We start from the raw sequence: 11,811 nt of genomic DNA, 5'->3' as shown, positions 1-11,811 counted from the left end.
ATGCGGTGGCTGACGGGCTGGTGCACGGGCGCGTCCAGGCCCGGCCCGCCGGGGTGCGAGCCGCCCGGTACGGTCGCCCCGATCGCCGCGCGCCCCCTGTGGACCGGGCCCGACCCCCTCTGGGCCGTCGGCGACTGGCGCCCCGAGGAGATCCGCCTGGCCACCCTCCGGCCCGGCGCCCCCGCCGTGGTCACCACCGGCCCCACCACCCCCGACCCGGTCGAGGACACCCCCGCCACCACCCGGCTCGCCATCCTCGGCCACTGCGGCGCCACCGACGCCGAACTCGCCGCCGGCCTCGCCGCCGCCCGCGGCGGCGCCGTCCGCCACCTGACCGCCTGGCCCGGCAGCTACACCGTCGTGCTGCGCGCCGGCACCCGATCCACCCTGCTGCTCACCGACCTCGCCGGTGCCCAACCGGTCTTCCACACCCCCTGGGGCGGCGGCACCGCGTACGCCACCGCCGCCCTCCCGCTGGCCGACCTGGTCGGCGCCCCGCTGGACACCGGCCACCTCGCCGCCCGCCTCGCCTGCCCCGAATCCCCGGAGGCGCTCGGCACCGGCACCCCCTACCTCGGCGTCCAGCAGGTGCCGCCCGGCCACGTGCTCGGGATCCGCGGCGGCCGCCCGTACCTCTCCTCCTACGACGAGCCGGCCGGCGCCGAGCAGCCCCGCGACGAGGCGCCCGCCGTCCGCGAACTCACCCGCGCCCTGCTGGAGTCCGTCCGCTCCCGGGTCCGCACCACCGCGCCGGTCCCCGAACCCGCCGGGCGGGCCAGGCTCGGCGTCGACCTCTCGTACGGCACCGCCTCCGCCACCGTCGCCCTGCTCGCCGCCGCCGTACCGCTGCCACCGGCGCCCGCGACCGCCGCCGCACCCGCCGCGGAGGCCGTCGCGCAGGCCGCCTCCCCGGTCGCCGCCGGGAGCAGGAGCGGCGCGGTCAAGGGCTCCTGGGCCCGCGCGGCGGTCCGGGAACCCGCCGCCCCCGAGCAGTTGGCCGCCGTCACGCTCGACGAGACAGAGGCCCCGGCCACCCTCGCGCTCGCCCCGGACACCCCGCGCCTGCGGCACACCGTGCTCGACCCCGGTCCCGACACCCTCCCCTACGCCGGGCTGCGCACCGACCCGCAGGCCGGCCGCCTCACCGACGAACCCGGGCCCGAACTCGTCGCCACCGCCCGGGCCGAGGCCCGCTTCGGCGCCGGCGGCACCGACCACCTCACCGGCTACGGCGCCCGCCAGGTCCTCGACGGCCACCCGGCACGGCTCGCCGACCTGATCCGGGCCGGGCGCCCGCTCGAACTCCTGCCCCCGGTCGCCGCGTTGGCCGGCGCCGACCGGGTCGTGGCCGGCGTCCTGACCGGTGCGCTGCGCACCCCGCTCACCGTGGTCCGGGCCGCCCACCGGCTCTCCCGGGTCCGCTACGCCGAGGCACTGGACGAGGCCGCCGCCAAACTCACCGCCCGCCACGTGCCCGAGGGCGGTGGGACGGCCGGCAGCCGCTCGGCCGTCGACCTCGCCTGGTGCGTGCCCGGTCCGGCCGCCCGCTGGCTCTCCGACGACGCGCTCTCCTCGGTGGCCCTGCGGCTCCGCCTGGCGGCGCGCAAACCGGCGCCCGACCAACCTCCCGGCGCGCACCGCGCCCGGCACGCCCTCTACCGCCAGGCACGCTCCTTCCGCACGCTCGTCCACGCGGCCGAACTGCCCGGCCAACGCCTGCACGCCCCCTTCCTCGACAACCAGGTCGTCCGCGCCGCCCGGCTGCTCCCCGACGACGTCCGCCTCCAACCCGGCGCCCGGCACGCCCTCCTGCACGCCGTACTCACCGGCGCCGGCCGCACCGACCTGCCCCCCGACTGGGGCCGCGGCCCCCGCCCCGACCGCACCGCCCCCGCCCGCGCCGGCCTGCGCCTCGCCGCCGACGGCCTCGCCGAACTCTTCGACGCCCCCCTCCTCGCCGAAGCCGGCCTCATCGACCTCCCCGCCGTCCGCGCCGACCTCGCCCACTCCGCCGACCCCGCCACCCCGCTCTCCCCCTCCGCCCTAGCCGGCCTCGCCGACCTCGTCGCCACCGAACTCTGGCTCCGCCGCATCCGCGCCCGCCGCCACGGCGCCTGCTGGACCGGCCTCCCCCACCGCCAACCCCCGGCCCTGACCCGCTGACCCGCCGCCCCCCGTCGCGCCAGCGGCCGGCCCTGGGCTCCAGGGCACTGCCTCTCCTGCGCGTCCGGCGCCACGGCGCCTGCCGGGCCGGCCTCCGTCACCGCCAACCCCCGGCCTCACCCCTGACCCGCCGCCCCCAAGCCGCCGCCCCCCCGTCGCGCCAGCGCCCGGCTCCGGCTCCGGTGCCCCGCCCGCTCCCGGGCGGGCCCATTGCGACGGCCCCGCTGGACCGACCTCCCTCACCCCGCCTCCGGCTTTCACCCCCTTTCACCTCGGCCGACCCGCCGCCCACGCCGCCGCCTGACGCTGCGCCCTGCGCCCGGCTTCGCGGGCCTGCCGCGACGGCGCCTGCCGGGCCGACCCTTCACCACCGCTGACCTCCGGCCCCCGCTGACCCGCCGCCCCCCGTCGCCGACCCCCGTCGCGCCAGCGCCCGGCTCCGGCTCCGGTGCCCCGCCCGCTCCCGGCCGGGCCTGCTCGTCGCCCTCTCGGCGCGGTGGCGGGGTCGGCGTCGGCGGGGCGGGCCATGATGGCGGAGGTGTGGATCCGGGGTGAGGAGGGTGTGCGGTGGCCGGTGGGAGCGCGGGGCGGGACGTACCCGTGGTGCTGTCGGTGCTCGGGCGGCCGCCGACCGGGCGGCCGGCGGGGGTGCTGGCGGCGTGCGACGGGTCGGACGGGTCGCTGTGGGCGCTGGACCGCGCGATGACGGAGGCGGAGCTGTTCGGCCTGCCGCTGTACGTGCTCGCCGTGGTGAACCCGGCCCCGGCCGGCTATCCGCCGGGCATGGCAGAGCTGGTGCAGGAGAGCGTGGAGACGCTGGTGGAGAGCACCGCGGACGGGCTGCGCCGCTCGGTGACGGCCGTGCAGCGGCAGCGGCAGACCCCGTACGCGGGCGAGCTGTCCCTGCACGTGGTGCTGGGCAACGTCATCGAGGTGCTGCTGGAGGCGGCGACCCGGCAGCACACGCTGGTGGTCGGCACCCGGGGCAACGGCGGCTTCGCCCGGCTGCTGCTGGGTTCGGTGAGTTCGGCGGTGGTGCACCACGCGGCCTGCCCGGTGCTGGTGGTCCCGGCGCCGCCCGCGGGCTGAAGCGGCAGGTCAGGGCGCTGTCGGGAATGTACCGAGATGGTTCACCGTTCACCCATCTCGTACACATCTGACAAGACGCCCCCTGGAGACCCCCGCATGAAGGTCGAGATCTGGTCCGACATCGCCTGCCCCTGGTGCTACATCGGCAAGCGCCGCTTCGAGCAGGCGCTGGAGGACTTCCCGGGCAAGGAGCAGGTCGAGGTCGTCTACCGTCCGTACCAGCTCGTCCCGGACGCCCCCGAGACGGCGAGCCCGCACCGCGCCTGGCTGGCCGAGCGGTACGGCCCGCAGTCCGTGGCGATGGACGCCCGGGTCGCCGAGCTGGGCCTCGCCGAGGGCATCACGTACGACTTCGACGCCGCGCTGCACGCCAACACCTTCCTGGGCCACCGCCTGCTGCACCTCGCCGAGTCCGAGTACGGCCCGGCCGTGCAGGGCCGGCTGAAGGAGGCCCTGCTCAAGGCGCACTTCACCGACGGCGTCGACGTGGGCGACCGCGCCGCGCTGACCGACGTCGCCGTGTCGGTCGGCCTGGACCGGGAGCGGGTGACCGCCTACCTGGCGGGCGACGAGGGCACCGCCGAGGTCAACGCCCAGCTGGCCGAGGGCCGGGAGCTGGGTATCAGCGCCGTCCCGACCTTCGTGTTCGAGGGCAAGTGGGCGGTCCAGGGCGGCCAGGACGCCGGGACCTTCCGCAAGGTGCTGGACCAGGTCGCCGCCGAGATCGGCGAGCGCCGGCCCGCCCCGGTGCAGGTCGCCCCGGCCGGGGAGGCCTGCGCGGACGGCGCCTGCGCGATCTGATCCGCCGTCACCGGCGAGCCCGAGGCCCGTTGCGGGAGCACCTGACGTTCAGGAGCACCTGAAGCGGGCCTCGGCCCAGTCGGCGACGTTCAGCGCCGACCAGATCCCGTGCGCCGGTGTGACCACCAGCCGGATCGACTTCTGCCCGGCGAGCGGCACGTGCACCGGCACGGCGTCGTCGCCGACGGCGAGCGTCCGGGAGCGCCACAGGGTGGTGCCGTCGCCGCTCTGGACGGTGAAGACCACGCCGCCCGGCGAGAGCGTGGCGTCGTCGACCCCGGCCACCGCGTCGAAGGACGTGCAGCTGCGGTTGAGGTCGATCACGGTGGTCGCGGGGGCGTGCACGGTGAGGGCGTGCGAGTGGTAGTCGCCGCCGATCCAGCCGCCGTCGCGCTGCCAGAAGTCGTCGCTGCCCTTCTGCCGGATGCTCGGCTGGGGCGGTGGCACCCGGTGCCGGCCGGGCTTGACCACGGGCAGCGCGTCCGCCCAGAAGTCGGTGGGTGCCGGGGGCGTGGGCGGGACGACGGTCGGGGTCGGTACCGGCGGCGGGGTGGGCGTCGGGACGACGGGCACCTCGGGCGTGGGCAGCGGCGGCAGCGGCGGCTCGGGCACGACCGGCGCGGCGGTGGTCGGCTCGGGTGCGGCCGGACTGGGCGCGGCCTTGGTGGGCTTCGGCGGTTCGGGGGCGGGCGGCGCCTGCGTGGGCTTGGCGGACGGCTTCGCGCTGGGGCTCGGCGCGGGCTGTTCGGGGGCCGGCGCGGGGGGTGCCGGAGGCGCGGTGGTCTCGGGGGCGGGCGCCGGGGGGGCCGGCGGTGCCGCCGCCGGGGCCGGGGCGGCCGGGGCGCTGGTGGCGGGGGGAGCGGCCGCGGGGGGTCTGGGTTCGGGCGAGCCGGTCAGCGCGTACGCGGCGACGGCGGCCGCGGCCACCGCGACGGCGGCGGCGATCCCGGCCTTGGCGGCGGTGCCCAGGCCTTCGCCGGCCACGGCGGCGGCTCCGCCCCCGCTCCCGCCGGAAGCCGCGCCGGCACCGGCACCCGCCGTACCGGCACCCGCGCCGACACCGGAGCCGGCCGTGCCCGCCGCGGCCGAACCGGCGGTCGAGCCCGCCGCGGCCCCCGAGGACCCGGCGGCCGCCACCGCTCCCGCCGCACCGCCGACCGCGGCGGCACCGCCGACGGCGGCCGCGGCGGCGCTGAACCCGCCGACCCCGACCCAGACGAGCACGCCGCCGGGCAGCAGCGCGCGCAGGCCGGTGTTGATCTCGGTCAGTTCGAGGCAGGCCGCCGTGCAGCGGTCGCACTCCTTGAGGTGCCGTCCGACCTCCGCCGAGGCCCGCTTGCGCAGCGAGCCGCGCGCGTACGCCCCGAGCCGGTTGGCGTAGGCCTCGCAGGTGCTCTCCTGGCTGCCGGAGACGTGGGCCTGCAGGAACGCGGCGGCGAGCCGGTCGCGGGCCCGGTGGGCCTGGACGGCGGTGGCGTTGGCGGTCTTGCCGAGCATCACCGCGACGGTCTTCGGGGACTCCCGTTCGACCTCGGTGTGCCAGAGCACCACCCGGTCGTCCTCGGGCAGTTCGGCGTAGGCCTGCATGACCATCCGCTGGTCGGCCATCGCCATCGCCCAGGCGTCGGCGCCCGGGTCGGCGAGGTCGAGGTCGACCACGGCGGCCGAGGTCTGCGCGAAGACGGCGAAGTCGTCGACGAGTTGTTCGCGGCGCTCGCTGCGGTGCCAGGCGGCGGCGACGTTGCGGACGGCGGTCAGCAGGTACGCGCGGACGGCGAACTCGGGGCCCTTGCCCGCCCGCAGCGCCTGCAGGGTGCGGGCGAAGACCTCGCCCGCGAGGTCCTCGGCGGTGAAGCTGTCCCGGCAGCAGGTGCGCGCGTAGCGGCGGACCGACTCGGCGTGCCGCCGGTAGATCTCCTCGTACGCGGTGTCGTCGCCGGCCCGCACCCGGGCGGTCAACTCGGCGTCGGAGGGCGGGCGGTCGCCGTCCACCGGGTCGGCGGGGGCGGGCACCGTCGGCCGCGCGGGCCGGCCGTCGCCGGCGAACGGCTCGCCGACGAACGCCTCGGGCGCGACGCCGCCCCGGCCCGCGGGGGCCTGACCGGGCACCCGCCCGGTGGGCAGCGCGGCGGCGGAGGCGGAGAGCGATTCGCGGCTGGGCATCCCGGCCTGGTCGGGGACGTACCCGGCGGCCGGACCCGGTGCGGAGCCCGGGACTTGGGCCGCACCGCCGATCCCGCCACTGCCGCCGCCGGTCCCACCGGCAATGCCGGGACCACCCGCACCGCCGACCCCGCCGGGGCCCGCGGCGGACCCTTCGGCGGTACTACCGGAGAGCCCCCCGAAGTCGAGGCCGTACCCGTAGTCGTTCTGTTCCTCGGCGCTCACAACGGACCCCAGATTCCACGACAGCCCCCGTAGTGTGGCAGGGCGCGCGGGAGTGCGTAGGCGCACGGTTCCCCGGTGTGCGGCGCCGACGGCGCGCGAAGGGCGCGCATCGGGACATTGGCTCCAACCACGGGCAAAGGATGGCATAGCGCAGGGACCGGCGGTAGCCGGACCGGCCGTTCCCCACTCTTCCGTGGGGCCGTCGTGGATGTGTTCGCCCAGCGCGCGGCTAGGGTCGCACGACGCCCGCGCCCGGCGCGCGCGCCGATCCCGCGCGCCGGTGATCCGCCCAACTCCCGTACCCGCCGGGCGCGACGGCCTCGCCCCGAGCGGACGGCCGCGCCCTCCTGCCGTGGCGACCGGGCCCGTCGATCGTGGCGACCGGACCGCCCGGGGCCGGAGTCAGCGAGCCCGCAGGCCGTCCAGCAGTATCTGCAGCAGCCGGCCCGAGGGGCCGGCGACCGGTTGACCGTCCGTCTGCGGAGAGACCGGGGAGAAGCCGACGGCCGCCGGCGTCGAGACCGACGGCCGGGCCGCGTGCACCGGCACCGACGCGGTCAGCACCAGCACCACGTCCGACACCGTGACGCCCGGCCGCAGTTCGCCCGCCGCACCGGCCCGCGCCACCAGCGCGGCCAGCAGCTGCAGCAGCAGCCGGGGATCGGCGTCGGCGGCCGACGGCTCGACCGCTCCGCCCGAGCGGGCCTCCTCGCCGCGCAGGTCGAAGCGGACCGACGCCGGGGGTTCCGGAGCCCGCTGTCCGGGCACCCGGCCCAGCTCCTCCGCGTACCGGAAGGCCTCCGGCGGCAACAGCCGTCCGGCACCGCTGCTCACCGCGCGGGCCAGGTAGCCGGCCAGCGCCTCCCAGGCGCCGTCGCCGCCGTACAGCGACTCGCGCGCCTGCGCGGTCAACCAGGCGACCTCCTCCGCGGCGATCCGCTGGACCAGCACCTCCTTGCTCGGGAAGCGCCGGTAGACGGTGCCGACCCCGACCCCGGCCCGCCGCGCGACCTCCTCCATCGGTGCGCCGTAGCCGAACTCGCCGAACACCTCGCGGGCCGCCCGCAGCACGCTCTCCAGGTTCCGCCGGGCGTCCACCCGCAGCCGGGCCCCGGGCACCGGCACGGTGGCCGACGCGGGTTCGGCCCGGTACGGGACGGCCGCCTGGACCGTTCCGGCCTGCGCGATCCCGGCCTGCGCCAGTCCGCCCTGCCCCGGCAGGTCCACCGGGCCGCGCTGCTCGGGGACCATGCCCGGCCCGGCCTGCGGTGCACCGGCCAGCCCCAACACCTGCTTCTGTTCCATCATCCCAACTCTCCCCCGCAGGCGTCCGAATCCGGACCCTGTCGTCGCCCGCCCCTGCACCCCCCGGTGCAGCTCAGCCCGTCAGAAATGACCCGATGAACCATCGCTCGTGCCGCCCGTCCCGTTCCGGTGACCACGGTTCGTGCCGCCGGGCCGGGTCCACATCCGGCTCGGCGCGTCGGCACCGTCCGGGGCCCTGTCCGGGAACTACCCTTCCCCGGATGACTGTGCCCCAGTCGGTTTCTCACGCCAACGCTGGAACTGGCCGTAATGGCCGCTCCACGGTGCGTCGCCGCCGATTGTCATGGCGGCAGCCGCGCCGGTACACAATCCGACCATAGTTCACGGCTCTTCGCGGCCGAAAGTGCGTCAGAAAGTCGCCCAGGAAGCACAACTGGCCACGCCCGTCACTCCCGTCGCAACCGGCCCCGTACGGACTGTGGACAAGACCACCTCCGCCGGTCCTTCATAGGGGGGCGTGATGGGGGGGACACCCCCGGCCGCAGGGCCGGGACGAAACGTCACATCGGCAGGAGGTGCACCATCAGGATCCTGATCGCCGGCGGCGGTTGTGCCGGTACGGCCACCGCCCTCCACCTCCAGCGCGGCCTGCGGGAGCGGCTGCGGCGGGGCGAGGTGGAGATCACCGTCGTCGAGCCGCAGGCCTACGTCACCTACCGCCCGCTGCTGGCCGAGGTCGCGGCCGGTTCGATCGACCCGAGACACGTGGTCGTGCCCCTGCGCCGGGTCCTGCCGGACTGCCGGGTGCTCACCGCCCGGATCACCCGGATCGAACACGCCGCCCGCCGCGCCCTGGCCGACGCCGCGGCCCCGGGCGAGCCCGCCGCGCCGATCGAGCTCCCGTACGACGTCCTGGTGGTGGCCCCCGGCTCGGTCTCCCGGACGGTCCCGGTGCCCGGCCTCGCCGAGCACGGCCTCGGCTTCTCCACCGTCGGCGACGCGGTGGGCCTGCGCAACCACGTCCTGCAGCAGCTCGACCTCGCCTCCGCCACCCGTGACCCCGCACTGCGCCAGGCCGCGCTCACCTTCGTCTTCGTCGGAGCCGGTTACGCGGGCGTCGGCGCGCTCGCCGAACTGGAGGACATGGTCCGCGTCGCCGCGCGGGGCTACCACAACGTCCGCGCGGAGGACCTGCGCTGGGTGCTGGTCGAGGCGAGCGACCGGATCCTCGCCGAGGAGTCGCCCGAGCTCGCCGAGCACACCCTCGGCGAACTGCGCGAACGCGGCGTCGACATCCGGCTGGGCACGACCCTGGAGTCCGCCGTCGACCGGGTCGTGGCGCTCTCCGACGGCAGCCGTTTCGGCGCCCGCACCCTGGTCTGGACGGCGGGCATTCGACCGTCCCCGCTGCTGCGCGACACCGACCTGCCACTGGACACCCTCGGCCGGGTCCGCTGCCTGCCCACGCTGCAGGCGCTCGGACCGGACGGCCGCGCCCTGCCCGGCGTCTGGGCGGTGGGCGACTGCGCCGCCGTACCGGACCCGAACGCGGACGGCGCACCCTGCGCCCCCAACGCCCAGCACGCCTTCGCCGAGGCCGAGCTGCTCGCCCGCAACATCGCGGTCGCCCTGGACGGCGGACCGCACGCGCCGGGCCTGGCCGACTACCGGCCCGGCCCCGCCGCCTGCTCGACCTCGCTCGGCCTGCACCGGGCCGTCGCGCACACCCGTCGCGGCGGCAAGCTCACCGGTCGGCGGGCCTGGTGGCTGCACCGGGCACGGCACCTGCGACGGCTGCCGAGCACGGAGCGCCGGGTGCGGGTGCTGATGGACTGGGTGCTGGGCGGGGTGTTCTCCCGGGAGGTGGTCTCGCTGGGCGCGATGGAGTACCCACGTTCGATCATCGAGGACGGATTCGACCCGAAGTTCGGGCGGCCGTCCGACGCCGGACCGGATGCTCCCCGCTGAGTGCCGCGGTGGAGCCGGTCGTCGCGCTCTCCGACGGCCACGCCGGGCGCGCGACTTCCGGAATCGGGCCTCCGCCTGACAGGATCAGCCCGACCTGGTCATTACCCCGTGTGCCGCTGCGTACGCAAAAAGTGATGATATGCCTGGAAAACGAGGAAGCGGCCGTCGTTTGAACCTCATGCGCTGGAGCGCCCGGCTCACCGGAGCCCCGTGGCGTGCCACCCCGACCAACGGGGCCGGCACCGACGAGGGCACGCCCTGCGCCGACGGCGTCGTGGTGCCCAGTCCCCGCGACCCGACCAGCCCCACCACCGCCGCCGAACTCCTCGACCCGCACAAACCCCAGAACCTGCGCGAGGTCCTCAACCGCATCCCCGCCCCGGTCGCCGTCACCTACGGACCGCTCCACCAGCTCGGCTACGCCAACCGCGCCTACCGCGAACTCTTCGGCGAACGCCCCACCGGCCTGCCCGCCGGCGAAGCCCTCCCGGAACTCGGCACCATGGGCGTCCTGCCCCTGATGGACCAGGTCATCCGCGGCGGCCGGCCGCGCAGCGTCAAGGCCCGCTGCATCCTCGGCCTCACCGGCAACCGCTACTACAACGTCTCCTGCGTCCCGCTCGGCCCCGGCGACAGCACCGACACCCCCGTCGAGGGCCCGCCCGCAGGCGTCCTGATCTTCGCCGCCGAGGTCACCGACCAGGTCCTCGCCGCGGCCCGCCTGCGCGAAGCCGAACGCCGCCAGCGCGAGGCCGCCGTCACCCTCCAGCGCAGCCTGCTCCCGCAGAAGCTCGACCAGCCGGCCGACCTGCGGGTCGCCGCCACCTACCAGCCGGGCGGCGCCGAGGCCGCCGTCGGCGGGGACTGGTACGACGTGATCGCCATCGACGGCGGACGCACGGCACTCGTCATCGGCGACGTCATGGGCCGAGGACTGCGGGCCGCCGCCGTCATGGGGCAGCTGCGCACCGCCGTCCGCGCCTACGCCCGTCTCGACCTGCCCCCGCACGAGGTGATGCGCCTGCTCGACGGCCTCGCCATGGAGATCGACGCCAACCAGATCGCCACCTGCACCTACGCCGTCTGGGACCCGCAGCGCCGCACGCTGTCCTACGCCTCGGCCGGCCACCTCCCCATGCTGCTGCGCTGCCCCGACGGAACCATCCTGCGCAGCGAGGAGCAGAACGGCCCCCCGCTCGGCACCGGCGGCGGCCTGCACGTCTCCCACACCCTGCGCCTGCTCCCCGGCACGACCGGCGTCCTCTACACGGACGGCCTGGTAGAGCGTCGCGACGAGGACATCGACCAGGGCCTCGACCTCCTCGCCCGCACCCTGACCGGCGCGGTCGGCGCCCCCGAGGTGGTCTGCGCCCGTCTGCTGCGGGCGATGGGGGTCACCTCGGACCACGATGACGACGTCGCCGTGCTGGCCTTCCAGCTGCCGGCGGAAGCGGTCGCCGGAAATCCGCTTGCGGAGCTTGACGCGGCCATCCCCGAGGTCTAGTGTTCTTCGAGTTGCCTGGCAGGGAGCACCGGACACGCATCGGCGCGGACGGTCCCGAGGCAGCCAATCCTCTGAAACACCACTTCCCAGCGGGCTGGGTCGCGTTCGCGTTTCCGCGGTGCGACACGGTCCTGATGCGGCGTGCTCGTTTTATCGGATTGCGGCTGGATTCGCTTTTCGGAGCGGGGATCGGCTAGAGTTTGAAACGTCGGACGGGGCGTCAAACCCCGCAAGACGCCAGCGAGTTGGATGAAGAAAGCCCCGGAAACGGAGCGGAAAACGTCTGATAAGCTGGAAACACGAAAGAACGAAGCCCGGAGGGCCCGCTGGAAGGCGGCTCGAAGGAAGCGTCCGTTCCTTGAGAACTCAACAGCGTGCCAAAAGTCAACGCCAGATATGTTGACATCCCCGGCCTCGGTCGTTTGATCGGGGTTGGAGATTCCTTTTGAAATAAACACTAGCGAGGACGCAGTGCGCGGGGCCGCCTTATTCCGGTGGTTGCCGTGCCGCTCAACGCGGGTGTGGACCCGATTACGGGTAAACATTCACGGAGAGTTTGATCCTGGCTCAGGACGAACGCTGGCGGCGTGCTTAACACATGCAAGTCGAACGGTGAAGCCCTTCGGGGTGGA

6 protein-coding genes, 1 rRNA gene and 1 pseudogene are annotated in these 11,811 nt (G+C 75.9%); 6 read left to right on the top strand and 2 right to left on the bottom strand.

Going from position 1 to position 11,811, the window contains the following annotated elements:
• The 3 genes from ACZ6Y7_RS00040 to ACZ6Y7_RS00030 all read left to right on the top strand — a co-directional run bounded on the left by ACZ6Y7_RS00040 (position 1) and on the right by ACZ6Y7_RS00030 (position 4,053).
• A complete protein-coding gene (locus tag ACZ6Y7_RS00040) occupies positions 1 to 2,163 on the top strand; it encodes an asparagine synthase-related protein (protein ID WP_465755592.1) in 2,163 nt (720 codons plus the stop codon).
• A 567-nt stretch (positions 2,164 to 2,730) separates the two neighbouring features.
• On the top strand, positions 2,731 to 3,252 hold the full coding sequence (locus ACZ6Y7_RS00035; RefSeq protein WP_402223857.1) for a universal stress protein: 522 nt from the start codon (positions 2,731 to 2,733) through the stop codon (positions 3,250 to 3,252).
• Positions 3,253 to 3,348: 96 nt separating this feature from the next.
• Positions 3,349 to 4,053, top strand: a complete 705-nt coding sequence (locus ACZ6Y7_RS00030) for a DsbA family oxidoreductase (protein WP_465755591.1) — start codon at positions 3,349 to 3,351, stop codon at positions 4,051 to 4,053.
• Between the two features lie 48 nt (positions 4,054 to 4,101).
• On the opposite strand, the gene ACZ6Y7_RS00025 is transcribed toward ACZ6Y7_RS00030, so the two are convergent.
• Positions 4,102 to 6,441: a sigma-70 family RNA polymerase sigma factor gene (locus tag ACZ6Y7_RS00025; RefSeq protein ID WP_465755590.1), complete on the bottom strand. Its 2,340-nt coding sequence runs from the start codon at positions 6,439 to 6,441 to the stop codon at positions 4,102 to 4,104.
• 402 nt (positions 6,442 to 6,843) lie between these two features.
• Positions 6,844 to 7,749 carry a TetR/AcrR family transcriptional regulator gene (locus ACZ6Y7_RS00020; protein ID WP_465755589.1) on the bottom strand — a complete coding sequence of 302 codons (906 nt, stop codon included), beginning with the start codon at positions 7,747 to 7,749 and terminating at the stop codon, positions 6,844 to 6,846.
• A 522-nt stretch (positions 7,750 to 8,271) separates the two neighbouring features.
• Between ACZ6Y7_RS00020 and ACZ6Y7_RS00015 the strand changes: the two genes are divergently transcribed.
• The 3 genes and pseudogenes from ACZ6Y7_RS00015 to ACZ6Y7_RS00005 all read left to right on the top strand — a co-directional run.
• Complete coding sequence (locus ACZ6Y7_RS00015) at positions 8,272 to 9,675, top strand: NAD(P)/FAD-dependent oxidoreductase (RefSeq protein WP_465756449.1); 1,404 nt, start codon at positions 8,272 to 8,274, stop codon at positions 9,673 to 9,675.
• A gap of 169 nt (positions 9,676 to 9,844) precedes the next feature.
• Positions 9,845 to 11,128: pseudogene (locus tag ACZ6Y7_RS00010) on the top strand (SpoIIE family protein phosphatase); the annotation flags it as partial.
• A gap of 595 nt (positions 11,129 to 11,723) precedes the next feature.
• Positions 11,724 to 11,811, top strand: a 16S ribosomal RNA gene (locus ACZ6Y7_RS00005); the annotation flags it as partial.

It is taken from the genome of Kitasatospora sp. NPDC053308 (genome assembly GCF_055585785.1).
Note: the sequence above shows the minus strand (reverse complement) of the source record. Positions and strands in the feature narration are given on the sequence as shown.